Source organism: Actinomycetospora endophytica (assembly GCF_021026375.1).
Taxonomy (GTDB): domain Bacteria; phylum Actinomycetota; class Actinomycetes; order Mycobacteriales; family Pseudonocardiaceae; genus Actinomycetospora; species Actinomycetospora endophytica.
On sequence record NZ_JAJNDB010000006.1, the window covers coordinates 80,362 to 95,707 of the forward strand.

The following is a 15,346-nucleotide window of genomic DNA, read 5'->3' on the forward strand; positions in this document are numbered from 1 at the left end:
GCGACCGATCCCTCAACCTTCGACCTCGAGTGGAGGTTTATGCTGCAGGGTCGTCGCTCCGGCGTCGGGCGCGACCGTAGGCAGCCGACGCGCGCCTTTTCCAGCAGGCGCGCCGGGCGTGTCCCGGTCGTCGTGTCGCGCGCGCCGAAGTCTCGATCCCAGGTCGAGACTTCGGCCGATCAGAACGCGTTTCCCGGAAAGGTTCCGACGAAAGGCGCCCCTCGCCCGTCCATTCGAGCGAAGGGCCCCTCCGGTCGGAAGGCGGACTACCCGGCCACCGAGGCGTACGAGTCGCCGACGCGGGCGTCGGACAGTTCGTAGGTGGCGGCCTGGTCGATGCTGGTGTCGCGGTAGAGGCCGAGCTTCCAGTAGCTGAAGTCGCCGGAGTAGAGCGTGCCGGCGGGCGGGTGGAAGCCCGTGACCTTCTTCTGACCGTCGACCCAGGCGTCGACGACGCCCTCCGACTTGTTGCTCGAGAACTTCACGTGCAGCACCAGCGTCGTGACCTTCCCGACGACGGCGGGTGCGATCGTCTGGTCGAAGTTCTTCGACCCGCCGGGGGCGTCGGCGCCGCCGGAGAGGATGTAGTTCCCCTTCCCGATCCGCAGTTCCAGCGGCGGGCTGCCGTCACCGTCGTTCTTGAACTGGGTGATGAGCTGCCAGGTGTCGGTGTCGGTCGGGAAACCGGGCGCCAGCCGCACCGTCATGCGGATGTAGCGGTCCTGTCCCTCGGTGAAGTTGTCGACGTTCGGCTCGATCTCGGCGCGCTTGGCGCCGCCGGGCATCGTGAACTTCAGCGCCTTCTGGCCGGGCAGGTCGGTCGCGGGGACGACGGTCGGCTGCTTGGCGCCCACGAAGTTCCAGGGCGTGTCCTTGAACATCCCGAGGGACTGCGCGGTGATGTCCGAGTCCCAGATCGCCTTCACGACGGGGGCGATCGCCGGGGCGGGCGTCGTCGGCGTGGTGGTCGGCGCGGCGGACGACGTGCTCGGTGCGGAGGTCGACGGCTTCGTCGCCGAGGCCTCGGGGGCCTTGGTCGGCACCGTGCTCACCGCCGTCGACGGCGTGTTCGGGTCCGGCGCGTTCGGGTCCGGCGTGGACAGGATCTGCGGGAGACCCGGGAGCCCGAGCGGGCCGGAGGCCGGGGGCCTGGCCGTCGTCGGGGTCGGCTTCGCGGGGGACGGCTTCGTGTCGCCGGGCTTCGTGTCGCCCGGCTTCGCGTCGCCCGGCTTCGCGGGGGCCGGCTTCGTGCCGCCGGGCTTGACCGGCGGCGGGACCGCGGTCGTGCTCGGGGCGACCGGGGCGGTCGCCGTCTCCGGCACGGCCGTCGTGGTCGAGGTCGTCAGCCAGAGCTGGTCGACCGCCGGGCTCACCGCGCCCGACCCGCCGAGCAGCACGATCCGTGCCTGCACCTGGGTGGTGGCCGACGGCAGCACCGTCCGCTCCTCGTTCCGGGTCGGGATCCACCGGCTCCACGAACCGTTGGGCAGCACGCCGCGCACGTCGACGCGGGCGGCCGTGCCCGGTGGGAGATCCGCGGTGAGGTCCGAGGTGATCGCGTTCGTGGGGGCGGCGGGCCGGCGCGGTGCCAGCACCATGACCCCCTCGGAACGCTTGCGCGCCGTCGAGGGCGCGACCAGGCGCACCGCCCCGTCGGCGAGGTGCACGTTGACGTCGTCGCCGCCGGAGACGGCGAGCTCGGCGCCCCAGCTCTCCCCGGTCGGGACCGCGGTGGCGGAGGCGGCGAGCCCGAGGACCGCGGCGAGCAGCGCGCCCGCGCCCGCGATCAGGGCGGCCCGACGGCGCCGTCGTGCCCGGGCGGGATCCGGCCCGGCCTCGGGACGGGCGCCCGGCCCGGCGTGCGGGGACAGCGGGCGGGGGGCGAGCGGCTCGTGGCGACGGTCCGTGACCTCGAGGGACGCGCGGAGACGGGCGACCGCGGGTTCGGTCACGTCGACCGTCGGGGCCTCCGTGGAGACCGTCGGCGGCTCGGCGGACAGGTCGTCGACGAGGTCAGCAGGACGCGACACGGGGGGCCTCCACACCGGCGGCGGGGACGTACTGGTTCGGGCCGATGCGCAGCCAGCTGCTGCTCGTGCCCTGGGCGCCGGAGCGCAGCTGGCCCGCGGCGGTGCACTGGACGGCCACCCGCGCACCGCCGGCGACGGCGCCGACGGCCGACGAGGCGTCGGTCGGGGCGGAGCGGACGGCGACGGTCGGCGTGCCGGTCGGCTTCGCCAGCGCGGTCGGACCGGTGCCGGTCCAGAGGTAGGTGACGGTGACCCAGCCGTTGTCGCGCAGGCCCAGGTCGTTGTAGAAGGTGCCGTCGGCCAGGTCGATGCCCGCCGGGTTGACGACCGCGCGCCCGAACCCGTCCTTGCCGCCGTTGTAGCGCTGCTGGAACGCGGCCTGGGCCTGCGGGGTCCCCTGCGGGAGGTCCTTCCAGGTCTGGCGGGCCGCGGCCGGGTTCCAGTAGTCGTCGGTGGTGTTCCACGGGCCGACGTCCCACACCGGCGCCCAGGCGCAGCGCCCGGTGGCGGCGCAGACCTTCACGGTGTAGTCGCCCGTGTCGCGCGGCGAGAGGCCGCGGCGCGAGGGCAGCGCGACGAAGTGGTCGTTGGGCGCTATCACGTGCCCGTTCGCGGTGGTGCCGCCGACGAGGCCCTCCCGCGTCGCGAACACCTTGCTGCTCACCGCGGGGGTCGCCAACGGGGCGGGGGCCGGGGCGCCCGGCACGATCGGGATCGTCGCGGACGGGGCCGTCGCGGCCTTGGTGCGGTCGGCCGTGAGGTAGATGCGGTGCAGCGCGGGCCCGGCACCGCTCGGGCTCGCGACGAGGCTGGCGCGGACCTGCACCTCGGAGCTCGCCTGCGGCAGCATGGCAGGCCCGCCGGGGCTCGCGGACGCCCAGCCGCTCCAGGTGCCGTCGGCGCGCAGGCCGCGGACGTCGACGGAGACGACCGCGCCGGGCGGCACGTCGGCGGTGACGTCGGCGCTGACCCGGTCGACGGGAGTGGGCAGACGGCGCGGGGGCAGCAGCAGCTCCCCCTCGGCCAGCGGCGAGCGGGCGCTCTGGGCACGGGTCGTCGTCCCGGCGAGGCGGACGGCCCCGTCGGTCGCGACGACGTTCGTGTCGTCCCCGCCGGCCACCGAGAGCTCGGCGATCCACGTGTCACCGGGTGCCGCCGCCGCGCGCGCGTCCGGGGCCTCGGCCAGACCCGCGCCCAGCAGCGCGACCACCGTGAGGCCCGCCGCGAGCAGCGACCCGAGAGCGGCCCGGGTCGTCCCCCCGCCACGCGGCGCCCGCCCCCCGGGCCCACGGTCGGGCCTCGCCCGCGCGGTCGTCATGGTCATCGCGATCTCTCCTCCGCCGTCCCCGGGATGCGGCGCGGCCCCGAACGCCGCGCGCCCCGCATCCGGGACGCCGCAGAGTTGACGCTCCGTGACACGGGTGGGTCAAGAGAGACAGGTGGTGTGCGCGTGAGTGATAACCGGCTAGGTGACGGGCGTTCGCGCAGGTCAAAGAGCCGTGAACCGACACGATCGTGGTACGCGTGGGACTCGTCCGAGTGATCGACGGGCTGTTCGTGACGCTCGGCGAGCAGATGGATCACGGAAAATGGTGACCGAGGGTGAACGGCGCGAGGTGGGCGGCGCGGCCGGTCGCGCCGTGCACACGGGCCTCGACGGACGTGTTCCTCGCCGCAGGGCGGTGCGGCGTGTCGGGCCTGTCCTCAAGATCACGGGAACGTGAGCCAGGTCCGACGGCGTCGCGGCGTGCGTCCTGTACCCCTCGTCCGCCGGGCCACACCTGCGGCACGGGCCGTCCACCCGATCCCGTCGGTCAGGGGTTGGTCGGAGTGCTCACCCCGCCCACACTGCGGCTGATCAACAGCACACCAGGCACGCCGAGCAGGCCCGCGGGATGCGCCACGTGCCCCTCGCCGATCAGGACCTGATCGCTCGGCTGATCAACAGCACACCAGGCAGGCCGAGCACGCCCGCGGGACGCGCCACGTGCCCCTCGTCGACCGCGACCGCAGCGCCGTCAGGAGACGACCGGCAAGTCCGGCGTGGAGACGTCGTACGTCGACCCGGGCCGGGTGAGCAGCGGGCCGAGGACGGCGGCCTTGCGGGCGTCGTCGGAGTCCGCGCCCCACCGGACCGTCCGGTTCGCGTCGAGCGTGAACGACACGTCGTAGGGGCTCACCGCCCGGAGCTCGGTGATCTTCGAGCGCAGGTCCGGCGGCAGCGAGGCGAGCACCCGGACCGCGGCCACCGTCGTCGGGTCGGACGGCGACGCCGCGACCCCCAGCCCGAGGACGAGCCGCGGGACCCCCGGCGGCGGGGCGGGCATCGTCCGGTAGGCGAACCCGGTGCCGTCGACCAGTGCGACCCCCGCCCCCATCGGCACCGCCGCGACCGGCTCCCGCTCGGTCACCGTCACGGTCACGGTGTGCGGGAGGGAGCGCCGCACGTCGACGGTGGCCACGCGCGGGATGGTCTGCACCTGCCCGTCGAGCTCCGAGGTGTCGAGCCAGATCAGCGAGGTGCCCGGCGGCACGGTGGCCGCCTGACGGACGGCGGGCAGCGTCTCCGGCGTGGCGCCGTCGACCCGGACGTCGGTCACGTCGAACAGCGACGAGAAGCCCAGCAGCCAGACGAGCCCGGCGACGACGGCCGCCGCGACCACCCCGATCGCCACGCGCCGGAGCACCGTGCGACGGCGGGCGGCGCGGGCATCGAGGGCGGGGTGCTCCCGGGGGCCGCGGTCGCGCGGCGGCCGGCTCGACGGCCGTCGTCGGGAGGTGCGCTCCGCCTGCGTCCGCCGCTCCTGGCCACCCCGCGACGACGAGCCGCGCCGCGTCCCCCCGGACTGCCCCGCAGAGCCCCCACCGCGCCCGGTGCCGGACTCGGCGGCACCGGTGCGGGCGGAGGCGCCGCGGCGCGGGGAGGAGGGCAGAGGATCAGCCTCCGACGCGGTCGGCGAGCGCGCTCACACCGGGGTCCGAGCTCTCGCGGCGCTCCAGCTCGGCGAGCACCTCCGGGCCGAGGACGGTGACGTCGCCGGCGCCCATCGTGATCACCAGGTCCCCCGGGCGGGCCAGGTCCGCGAGCAGCGCCGGGACCGCGCTCCACGAGGGCTCGTAGTGGACGTGCTCGGCGGGCAGGCCGACGCGGGTCGCGATGAGGTCGCCGCTGACGCCGGGTTCGGGCTGCTCGCGGGCGCCGTAGACGTCGAGCACGACGACCTCGTCGGCCAGCGAGAGCGCCTCGCCGAACTGCGTCGCGAAGTCCCGGGTGCGCGAGTACAGGTGCGGCTGGAACGCCACCAGCAGCCGGCCCCGCTCCCCCAGCACCGGGCGCGCGGCCCGCAGCTGGGCGGCGACCTTGGTCGGGGCGTGCGCGTAGTCGTCGTACACGCGCACGCCGGCGGCCTGGCCCCGCAGCTCGAAGCGGCGCCGGACCCCGGTGAACGACGACAGGCCCCCGAGCAGCCGGTCCAGCGGCGCCCCGAGGTCGAGGCCGGCGAGCAGCGCGGCGCAGGCGTTGAGCGCCTGGTGCTCCCCCGCCACCCCGAGCCGGACGTGGTGCTCGGTCTCGATGGTCGAGCTCCGCTCCGCTGCGTCTCCGGCGTCGCCGATCCGCAGGTGCAGCAGCCCGGTCGAGGCCTCGGCGCGGTAGTCCAGCACCGTGACGTCGTCGGGCCCGGTCGCGGCGCGGCCGTAGCGGCGCACCCGGACGCCCGCGGCCTCGGCGCGGTCGCCCAGCGCGGCGGCGCCCGGGTCGTCGGCGCAGACGACGAGGCAGCCGCCGGGCTCGATGCGCGACGCGAACGCGTCGAACACCGCGACATAGGCCTCGACGGTGCCGTGGTGGTCGAGGTGGTCGGGCTCGACGTTGGTCACGATGGCCACCGCGGGCGAGTACGCGAGGAACGAGCCGTCGCTCTCGTCGGCCTCGGCGACGAACACGTCTCCGTGCCCGTGGTGGGCGCTCGACCCGGAGGCGAGCAGGTCGCCGCCGATCATGAACGACGGATCGGCGCCGCACGCCTGCAGCGCGACGACCAGCATCGACGTCGTCGAGGTCTTGCCCGCGCTGCCGGAGACGCAGGCGGCGCGGTGGTCGGCCATCAGCTCCGCGAGCACGGCCGAGCGGTGCAGCACCGGGATGCCGCGGGCGGCGGCCTCGAGGAGCTCGGGGTTGTCGGGGTCGGCCTGGTGGACCGCCTTGGTGGTGACCAGGGCGCTGGGGCCGCCGGGGAGCAGGTCCAGGTTGGAGGCGTCGTGCCCGACGGCGACCTCGGCCCCGAGCGTGCGCAGCGCGAGCACGGCACGGGAGTCCTTGGCGTCGGAGCCCGAGACCATCGCGCCGCGGGCCAGCAGGATGCGCGCGATGCCGCTCATCGCCGCGCCGCCCGCGCCGATGAAGTGCACCCGCGAGAGCAGCTGCGGCAGCTCGGGGATCACCGCCTGCTCGCCCGGCTGGATGGTCGAGCTCCGCTTCGCTGCGTCTCCGGCCTGGATGGTCGACCCTGCCCGCCCCTGACCCTGCTCCTGCTCGCTCACCGCTCGTTCTCCTCCTGCCGCGCCACGCCCCCCATGGTGCCCGTAGCCCCGTCGCCGCCTTCCACGACCTCCAGCACCATGCGCGCGAGCGTCTCGTCCGCGTCCGCATGACCGGTCCGCCGCGCCCCGGCGCTCATCGCGGAGAGTCGCTCGCCGCTCGTGAGCATCGGCACCACCATCTCGACGACGCGCTCCGGGGTGAGGTCGGCGTCCTCCACGATCTCGCCGCCGCCGTGCTCGACCACGGGCAGCGCGTTGAGCCGCTGCTCCCCGTTGCCGTGCGGCAGCGGCACGTAGATCGCGGGCAGCCCGACGGCCGACACCTCGGCGACCGTCATCGCGCCGGAGCGGCAGATCGCCAGGTCCGCGGCGGCGTAGGCGAGGTCCATCCGCTCCAGGTAGGGCACCGCGACGTACGGCGGCGCCCCGGGGACCTGGTCGACCTCGACGGTGTTCTTCGGCCCGTGCGCGTGGAGCACCCCGATCCCGGCCCGCCCCAGCTCGGCGGCCGCCCCGGCCACCGCCTCGTTGAGCGAGCGCGCGCCCTGCGACCCGCCGAAGACCAGCAGGGTCGGGGCGTGCGGGTCGAGCCCGAAGTGCGCCCGGGCCTTCGCGCGGAGGGCGTCCCGGTCGAGGGTTGTGATCGCGCGGCGCAGCGGCATCCCGATCACCGGGCCGGCGAGCCCGCTCCCGGGGACCGCCGCCGCCACCGCGGCCGCGTGCCGCGCCCCGACCTTGTTCGCGAGCCCGGCGGTGGCGTTGGCCTCGTGGATCACCACCGGCATCCGGGTGCCGGGCGTGCGCGCCGCCAGGTAGGCGGGCAGCGCCACGTACCCGCCGAACCCGACGACGACGTCCGCGTCCACCGCGCGCAGCACCTTCCGGGTCCGCCGGACCGACTTCAGGATCCGCCACGGCAGCGCCGCGAGGTCCTTCGACGGCTTGCGCGGCAGCGGCACCGGCGGCACCAGCTCGAGCGCGTACCCGCGCTTGGGCACGAGCGACGTCTCCAGCCCGCGCTCGGTGCCCAGCGCCGTCACGGTCGCGTCCGGGCGCAGCCGCCGCACTGCGTCGGCCAGGGCGAGCGCCGGCTCGATGTGGCCCGCGGTGCCGCCGCCGGCGACGACGACCGACAGCGGGCGGGGGGACGAACGGGGCCGGTCGGGCACGAGGTGCCTCCTCGGTCTGGGGATCAGCCGGTGCGGGGGCGGGCCCGCACCGGTTCGGGTGGTGGGAGGCGCAGGGCCCGTGCGAGGCGGCCCTGGCCCTGGGTACGCAGCACCGCGGCCGCGTCGGACTCGTGGCGGGCGAAGTTCGCCAGCAGGCCACCGGCGAACAGCGCCAGCGCGAGGGACGTGCCGCCCGAGGAGACCAGGGGCAGCGGGATCCCGGTGACCGGCAGCAGCCCGACGACGTAGCCCACGTTGATCGCGGCCTGCACGACGAGCCAGACCGTGAGCGTGCTCGCGACGACGCGGATCCACGGGTCGACCGACCGCGCGGCGATGCGCAGCCCGGTGTAGGCCAGCGTGACGAACAGGATGATCACCGCGACCGCGCCGAGGAAGCCGAGCTCCTCGCCGATGATCGCGAAGATGAAGTCGTTGTCGGCGTTGGGCAGGTAGCTCCACTTCGACCGGCCCTGGCCGAGGCCCTGCCCGAACAGGCCGCCGTCGGCGAGCGAGTAGAGCGCCTGGCGCGCCTGGTAGGCGGGCCCGAGCGGGTCGGCGCCCGACGGGTCGAGGAACGCGGCGATCCGGCTCTGCCGGTAGGAGGCGACGACGCCGAGCACGACGGCGCCGATGACGCCCGCCGTCGAGAGCAGCGCGAGCAGCCCCACCGGGGCGCACGCGAACCACAGCAGGGCGGCGACGATCACCGCGAGCGAGATCGTGGTGCCGAGGTCCGGCTGGGCGACCACGAGCGTGAGGATCAGCAGCGCCACCGGCATGACCGGCATCAGCGCCTGCCGCCAGCGGCGCGGCGCGGGGCGGTGCCGGACGAGGACGTGCGCACCCCAGAGCGCCAGCGCGACCTTCGTGATCTCCGAGGGCTGCAGCGACACCCCGGCGATCCGGAACCAGGACCGCGAGCCGTTGACCGCCGCGCCCAGCCCCGGCACGAGCACCAGCACGAGCAGCACCAGGCAGCCCGCGAGCAGCCAGGGGCTCGCCGCCCGCCACCGCCGCGGCGGCACGCGCACCCCGATCCAGAACAGCACCGCGCCGAGCACCGCGAACGCGAGCTGGCGGAAGAACACGCCGTAGGCCGAGCCGCCCGCCGCGTAGGCGTTCACCGACGACGCCGAGAGCACCATCACCAGGCCCAGCGCGGTGAGCAGGCCGAACACCGCGAGCACCAGGTGCAGCGAGGTCAGCGGCCGCCCGAGCCACTGCTGCAGCGCCGCGCCGAGCGCGCGGACCCGCGGCGGGGCCTCCCGCCGGCCCCGGGTCAGCGACGCGGCGTCGCCGCGATCGCGCGAGCGGACGGCGCCGTCGCCCCGGGTGCTCACGACGACGGGTCCGTCGTCGGCTCCCCGAGTCCCGCCACCTGCTGCGCGGCCGCCGCGAACGCGTCCCCCCGCGCGGCGTAGTCGCGGAACATGTCCATCGAGGCCGCCGCCGGCGCCAGCAGCACGACGTCGCCGGGATGGGCCATCGAGGCGGCGGCGTGCGCCGCCCGCGTCATGGGATCGGGCATCGAGGGCGTCATCGGGCCATCGTCACCCCCGCCGACGTCCACGACCGGCACCTCGGGCGCGTGTCGGGCCAGCGCGGCCAGGATCGCGGCCCGGTCGACGCCGAGGACGACCACCCCGGCCAGCCTCCCGCGGTGGGCGAGCACCAGGTCGTCGACCTGCGCCCCCTTGAGCATCCCGCCGGCCAGCCACACCACGCGGTCGTGCGCGGCGAGCGAGGCCGCCGCGGCGTGCGGGTTGGTGGCCTTCGAGTCGTCGTACCAGCGGATCCCGTTCGACTCCGCGACGACGGCGCCGCGGTGCGCACCCGGGGAGTAGGCCCGCAGCCCGGCCGCGACGGCCTCGGCGGGCACCCCGTGCGCCCGGGCGAGCGCGGCGGCGGCCAGCGCGTTCGCCTCCCCCGGCGGGCCGGGCGGGGCGACGTCGTCCAGACCCGCGAGCACGGTGCCGTACCGGGCCCCGTCGTCGGCGAAGGCGCGGTCGAGCAGCAGGCCCTGGCCGCGCTCGGTGACGATGCCGAGCTCCCCGGGCCCCGGCTCGCCGCGGGTGAACCCCACGTGGACCGGGGCCGGGGCGTCGCGCAGCAGGCCGGCGGCGCGCTCGTCGTCAAGACCCGCGACCGCGACCCCGCCCCGCAGCAGCCGCGCCTTCGCGCCTGCGTAGGCGGCCATCGAGCCGTGCCAGTCGATGTGGTCGTCGGCGACGTTGAGCACCGCGCCCGCGAACGGCCGGATCGACGGGGACCACTCGAGCTGGAAGCTGGAGAGCTCGACGGCGAGCACCCGGTGCCCGGCGCGCAGCGCGTCGACGATCGGCAGGCCGATGTTCCCGCAGGCCACGGCGTCCTGGCCGGCGGCGAGCAGGATCGCCTCGAGCATCCCCGTCGTCGTGGTCTTGCCGTTCGTCCCGGTGATCGCGAGCCAGCGCGGCGGCCCGTCGGGGCAGACCGCCGGGTCGTCCCCGAGGCGCCAGGCCAGCTCGGGCTCGCCGATCATCTCGATCCCGGCGGCCTTCGACGCGGTGGCCAGCGGGGAGTCCGGGCGGAAGCCGGGGCTGGTGACGACGAGGTCGCAGCCCTCGGGCAGCGTCGTGAGGTCGGTGGTGGCGGCGACCTTCCGGTCGCCCAGGGTCGCGAGCTGGGCCGGGTCGCCGTCGGCGACCGTGACCGTGGCACCGAGGTCGAGCAGCACGTCGACGACGGAGGCCCCGGTGCGGCGCGCCCCGGCCACCAGCACGTGCGCGCCCGCGAGACGGGCGGGGGTCGGCGGTTCGATCGTGCTCACCCGCCCGACGCGGCGAGCCACTCGCTGTAGAACAGGCCGACGCCCAGCGCGCAGCAGATCGCCGCGAGCAGCCAGAAGCGGATGATCACGGTGGTCTCCGCCCATCCGGCCAGCTCGAAGTGGTGGTGGAACGGGGCCATCCGGAACAGTCGGCGCCGCGTCGTCCGGAACACCGCGACCTGCAGCACCACCGAGAGCGCCTCGACGACGAACACCCCGCCGAGGACCACCAGCAGCAGCTCGGTGCGGGTGACCATCGCGAGCCCCGCGAACAGACCGCCGAGGGCGAGCGAGCCGGTGTCGCCCATGAAGATGCGGGCCGGCGCGGCGTTCCACCACAGGAACCCGATGCACGCCCCCATGCCCGCGGCCGCCACGAGCGTGATGTCCAGCGGGTCGCGGACCTGGTAGCAGCCGGCCTCGATCGCGGTGCCGCAGGCGTTGCGGAACTGCCAGAACGAGACGATGAGGTAGGTCGCGAGCACCATCGCCGAGATGCCCGCGGCCAGCCCGTCGAGCCCGTCCGTGAGGTTCACCGCGTTCGAGGCCGCCGTGACGATCAGGTAGCAGAACAGGATGAACCCGACGCTGCCGAAGCCGACCACCGCGATGTCCCGGACGAACGACAGGTTCGTCGAGGCCGGGGTGAGGCCCTGCTCGTCGGCGAACTGCAGCGCGAGCGTCCCGAAGATCACGGCGGTGACCAGCTGGCCGACCAGCTTGGCGGTCTTGTTCAGCCCGAGGTTGCGCTGCCGCCGGATCTTGATGAAGTCGTCGAGGAACCCGACGATCCCCAGCGAGGTCATGAGCAGCAGCACGAGCAGGCCGGACACCGAGATCGAGACGTCGGCCGCGAGGTGCGAGACGAGGTAGCCGACCCAGATGGCGACGAGGATCGCGACCCCGCCCATCGTCGGGGTGCCCCGCTTGCCCTGGTGGCTCTGCGGGCCCTCCTCGCGGATCTCCTGCCCGAAGCCCTGCTTGATGAACAGCCGGATCACGTACGGCGTCAGCAGGATCGACACCGCGAGCGCGACCCCGGCCGCGACGAGTACACCCTTCATCGGGTCGGCCCCCCGTCCAGGAGCGCCTGCGCGACGGACTCCAGCCCGGCCGAGCGGCTCGCCTTGACCAGCACGACGTCCCCGGGCCCGGCGTCGAGCGCGGCCACCGCGGCGGCGGCGTCGGGCACCAGGTCGGAGGCGAGCCCGGCGTCGCGGGCGGCCTCGTGGACGCCCCGCGCGGCCTCGCCGACGACGACGAGCCGGTGCAGGCCGGTGCTCGCGGCGAGGCGGCCCAGCGCGACGTGCGCGTCGTCCGCGTCCGCGCCGAGCTCGGCCATCGGGCCGAGGACGGCCTTGTGGTTGCCGCCCATGGCGGCGAGGGTCGTCAGGGCGGCGCGCATCGACTCCGGGTTGGCGTTGTAGGCGTCGTTCAGGACCGTGAGGCCGTCCGCGCGCTCGCCGACCTCCATGCGCCAGCGGCTGCGCGGCTCGGCCGCATCGAGGGCGTCGGCGACCTGCGCCACCGTCATGCCCGTCGTCTCCAGCGCGATCGCGGCCGCCACCAACGCATTGTCGACCTGGTGGGCGCCGCGCAGCCGCAGCGCCACGTCGGACTCGCCGGACGCGGTGACCATACGGAACCGCGCGCGGCCGTCGTCGCCGAGGGACTCGTCGACGGCCCGCACGTCGGCCTCCGGGGCACGGCCGGCGTGCACGACGCGGGCCGTGGTGCGGTGGCGCATCGCGGCGACCACCGGGTCGTCGGCGCCGAGGACGGCCACGCCGCCCCGGTCCGCGGCCGGCAGCGCCTCGACCAGCTCACCCTTCGCCGCGGCGATCGCCTCCCGGGAGCCGAACTCCCCGAGGTGCGCGGACCCGACGTTGAGCACCGCCCCCACCCGCGGCGGCGCGACGCGGCACAGCGCGGCGATGTGGCCGGGCCCGCGGGCGGAGAGCTCGCAGACCAGGTGGCGGGTCGCGGCGTCGGCGCGCAGCGCGGTCCACGGGTGACCGAGCTCGTTGTTGAAGCTCCCCGGGGGCGCCACGGTGGGGCCGTCGCGCTCGAGCAGGGTCGCGACCAGGTCCTTGGTCGAGGTCTTGCCCGAGGAGCCGGTGATCCCGACGACGGACAGGCCCCGCGTCGCGACCAGGAGGTCGACGACGTGGCGGGCGAGGATCTGCAGCGCGGTCAGCACCGCGGCGCCCGACCCGTCGTGGTCGGCCTCGAGGACGTAGCTGCCGTGCTCACCCGGCGTCGGGTCGACGATCACCGCGGGCGCGTCGACCTCGCGCGCGGCGAGCACCCCCGCGGCGCCCCGGGCGACGGCGGTGGCCGCGAAGTCGTGGCCGTCCACGCGCTCGCCGGGCAGGGCCACGAACAGGCCGCCGGGGCCGACTGCACGACTGTCGAACTCGACCGTGCCGGTGACGCGCTCGTCCCCGGTCGCCCGGTGCAGCCGCCCGCCGACGAGGCGCGCGAGCTCGGCGAGGGTCTCCACGATCACGCAGGGTCCTCCGGGATGGACTGGTCGGTCATGGTCGAACGCAGGGCGGCGTGGACCTCGTCGACGTCGGAGAAGGGCAGCACCTCGGCGCCGACCTTCTGGCCCGGCTCGTGACCCTTGCCGGCGACGACGACCACGTCGCCCGGGCGCGCCGCGGCGATCGCGGCCCGGATCGCGGTCCGGCGGTCGCCCTGCTCGGTCACCTTCGCACGTGCGGCGTCGGAGGTGCGCGCCCCGTCCAGCATCGCCGCGCGGATCGCGGCCGGGTCCTCGGTGCGCGGGTTGTCGTCGGTGATCCACACCAGGTCGGAGAGCTCCGCGGCCAGCGCGCCCATGACGGGCCGCTTCTCGCGGTCGCGGTCGCCGCCGCAGCCGAGCACGGTGAGCACGCGTCCGGTGCCCTGCGCCCGCAACGTGGTCAGCAGCGCCTCCACGGCGGCCGGTTTGTGGGCGTAGTCCACGACGGCGAGGAAGGGTTGGCCGACGTCCACGCGCTGCATCCGGCCGGGCACCTGGACCTGTGCGAACCCGGCGGCGAGCCGGGCGGGGTCGAGCCCGGCGGCGGCCCCGCAGGCCAGCGCGACGAGCGCGTTCGCGACGTTGAACGCCCCGGGCAGGCGCAGTGTCACCGGGAGGTCGAGTCCGTCGGGGCCCTGCGCGTGGAAGGTCTGCGTGCCGTCGCGGTGGGCATGGACCCCGGTCGCGGTCCAGTCGGCGGGCTGTCCGGTCGCGCTCACCGTCACCGCGTCCGCCCGCGTCGCGAGCCGGTGGCCCCAGGTGTCGTCGACGCAGACGACGTGCGCCGACGCCCGCCCGTCGAACAGCAGGGCCTTCGCCTCGAAGTAGCCCTCCATCGTGTGGTGGTAGTCCAGGTGCTCCGCCGAGAGGTTCGTGAAGGCACCCACCGCGAACGTCGTGCCGCCGACCCGGGCCTGGGACAGGGCGTGACTGGAGACCTCCATCGCGGTGTGCGTGATCCCCTCCTCGACCATCGCCGCGAACAACGCCTGGAGGTCGGGGGCCTCGGGGGTGGTGAACGCGCTCGGCACGTGGCGACCGCGCATCCGGGTCTCGACGGTGCCGATGAGCCCCGTCGTCGCGCCGGCCGCCGCGAGGGCCGCCTCGAGCAGGTAGGACGTCGTGGTCTTGCCGCTGGTTCCGGTGACCCCGAGCACCGCCAGCCGGCGGGTCGGGTCGCCGAAGATCAGTGACGACGCCGGGCCGAGTGCCTCCCGCGCCTGCGGGTGGACCAGGACGGGGACACCGGCCCGGGCGATCGCCGGCCGGGTGACCCCGTCGGGGTCGGTCAGGACGGCGGCCGCGCCGCACTCGAGAGCCACGGCGGCGAAGTCCGCGCCGTGGACGTTCGCACCCGGCAGGGCGGCGAAGAGCTCGCCCGCGACGATGTCCTGGGCCCGCAGGCAGGCGCCGGTGACGGCGACCGTCGGGTCGCCATGGATCTCGGGCGCGGACCCCGTGGCCTCGGCGATCCGGGCGGCGAGCGCGTCGATCCGGGTCGGGGTGACGTGGCGCGGGCGGATCACGTCGGGGCCTGCGGGGACGGCGTCCCCGGAGGTCTCCCCGGCGGTCCGGCTGGGCGCGGGCGGCACGGTCGGAAGGTTACCCATCGTCCCGATCGCCACCGTCCGCGCCCTCCACCGCGCGTCGCCCCGTCGAGAGGGTCCGCAGGTGTGCCTCGACGGCGGCCCCGGTGCGGTGGTCGTCGCCGGTCGCGAGCAGGTCGAGCAGGGCGCCACGCAGGACCGCGAGCAGCAGTGCGCGCTCGGCGGCACCGTCGGTCGTGCCCACCCGCGAGGAGGGCTGGTGGGCGGCGAGCAGCAGGTCCCAGTCGGTGACGGTGTCCTCGGCGAACCCCTCCCAGGGGCCGGGCTCACCGATCACGGAGCGGCTGTAGGCCTCCAGCCAGAGCCGCAGCAGCGGGCGGTGCTCGTGCGCGGCGAGCCACCGCCACACCCCGCGGGCGACGACGTCCAGCCCGGCGTCGTCGGGGAGGTCCTCGAGCACGCGGAGCTGGTCGGCCCGCGAGCGCCCGAGCAGCGCCCGGACGAGCCCGTCCTTGCTCCCGAAGAGGTAGAGCAGCACGCGGGGGCTGGACCCGATCGCCTCCGCGAGCGGGCGCAGCGACATGTCCGCGAGCCCGTGCGCGAGCACCCACCCGTAGGCGGCGTCGAGCAGCTCGCGCCGCCGCGCGGAGCCCTCGCCCGGGCCGGCCGCCTCGTCCGTGCCCGTCGGGGAATCGGTCGCCGTCACGCGCACAGTGTGC

At 75.6% G+C, this 15,346-nt stretch carries 11 protein-coding genes; all 11 read right to left on the reverse strand.

The features are described 5' to 3' along the window. Window positions 1-266: 266 nt before the first annotated feature. The gene (locus tag LQ327_RS34975) at window positions 267-2,030 is read right to left on the reverse strand and encodes a polysaccharide lyase family 20 protein (RefSeq protein WP_230738318.1); all 1,764 of its coding nucleotides are present in this window, start codon (window positions 2,028-2,030) and stop codon (window positions 267-269) included. Beyond that, window positions 2,014-3,354: a DUF8814 domain-containing protein gene (locus LQ327_RS24070; protein ID WP_269070802.1), complete on the reverse strand. Its 1,341-nt coding sequence runs from the start codon at window positions 3,352-3,354 to the stop codon at window positions 2,014-2,016. Before LQ327_RS24070 ends, LQ327_RS34975 begins: the two co-directional genes overlap by 17 nt. Before the next feature lie 694 nt (window positions 3,355-4,048). Continuing rightward, complete coding sequence (locus LQ327_RS24080; protein WP_230738320.1) at window positions 4,049-4,705, reverse strand: cell division protein FtsQ/DivIB; 657 nt, start codon at window positions 4,703-4,705, stop codon at window positions 4,049-4,051. Between the two features lie 262 nt (window positions 4,706-4,967). Next, on the reverse strand, window positions 4,968-6,410 hold the full coding sequence (gene murC, locus LQ327_RS24085; protein ID WP_230738755.1) for a UDP-N-acetylmuramate--L-alanine ligase: 1,443 nt from the start codon (window positions 6,408-6,410) through the stop codon (window positions 4,968-4,970). Window positions 6,411-6,568: 158 nt separating this feature from the next. Next, window positions 6,569-7,741 carry an undecaprenyldiphospho-muramoylpentapeptide beta-N-acetylglucosaminyltransferase gene (murG, locus tag LQ327_RS24090; protein ID WP_230738321.1) on the reverse strand — a complete coding sequence of 391 codons (1,173 nt, stop codon included), beginning with the start codon at window positions 7,739-7,741 and terminating at the stop codon, window positions 6,569-6,571. 23 nt (window positions 7,742-7,764) lie between these two features. After that, window positions 7,765-9,084 (reverse strand): putative lipid II flippase FtsW, encoded by a 1,320-nt coding sequence (gene ftsW / locus LQ327_RS24095; RefSeq protein WP_230738322.1) that lies wholly within the window; start codon window positions 9,082-9,084, stop codon window positions 7,765-7,767. Then, window positions 9,081-10,553 carry a UDP-N-acetylmuramoyl-L-alanine--D-glutamate ligase gene (murD, locus tag LQ327_RS24100; protein ID WP_230738323.1) on the reverse strand — a complete coding sequence of 491 codons (1,473 nt, stop codon included), beginning with the start codon at window positions 10,551-10,553 and terminating at the stop codon, window positions 9,081-9,083. Before murD ends, ftsW begins: the two co-directional genes overlap by 4 nt. Next, entirely contained in the window at window positions 10,550-11,617 is a 1,068-nt protein-coding gene (mraY, locus tag LQ327_RS24105; RefSeq protein ID WP_230738324.1) for a phospho-N-acetylmuramoyl-pentapeptide-transferase, read from the reverse strand. The genes murD and mraY overlap by 4 nt, the downstream gene beginning before the upstream one ends. Further along, a complete protein-coding gene (locus tag LQ327_RS24110) occupies window positions 11,614-13,062 on the reverse strand; it encodes a UDP-N-acetylmuramoyl-tripeptide--D-alanyl-D-alanine ligase (RefSeq protein WP_230738325.1) in 1,449 nt (482 codons plus the stop codon). The genes mraY and LQ327_RS24110 overlap by 4 nt, the downstream gene beginning before the upstream one ends. After that, window positions 13,059-14,690: a UDP-N-acetylmuramoyl-L-alanyl-D-glutamate--2,6-diaminopimelate ligase gene (locus tag LQ327_RS24115; protein WP_230738326.1), complete on the reverse strand. Its 1,632-nt coding sequence runs from the start codon at window positions 14,688-14,690 to the stop codon at window positions 13,059-13,061. The genes LQ327_RS24110 and LQ327_RS24115 overlap by 4 nt, the downstream gene beginning before the upstream one ends. Further along, entirely contained in the window at window positions 14,683-15,333 is a 651-nt protein-coding gene (locus LQ327_RS24120) for a TetR/AcrR family transcriptional regulator (RefSeq protein WP_230738327.1), read from the reverse strand. Before LQ327_RS24120 ends, LQ327_RS24115 begins: the two co-directional genes overlap by 8 nt. Window positions 15,334-15,346: the final 13 nt, after the last annotated feature.

What these genes read in the sequence shown, in the direction of transcription:
- LQ327_RS24115 (WP_230738326.1), bottom strand. Translation starts at nt 14,690, where the DNA reads ATGGGTAACCTTCCGACCGTGCCGCCCGCGCCCAGCCGGACCGCCGGG.
- murC (WP_230738755.1), bottom strand. Translation starts at nt 6,410, where the DNA reads ATGAGCGGCATCGCGCGCATCCTGCTGGCCCGCGGCGCGATGGTCTCG.
- LQ327_RS24070 (WP_269070802.1), bottom strand. Translation starts at nt 3,354, where the DNA reads ATGACCATGACGACCGCGCGGGCGAGGCCCGACCGTGGGCCCGGGGGG.
- mraY (WP_230738324.1), bottom strand. Translation starts at nt 11,617, where the DNA reads ATGAAGGGTGTACTCGTCGCGGCCGGGGTCGCGCTCGCGGTGTCGATC.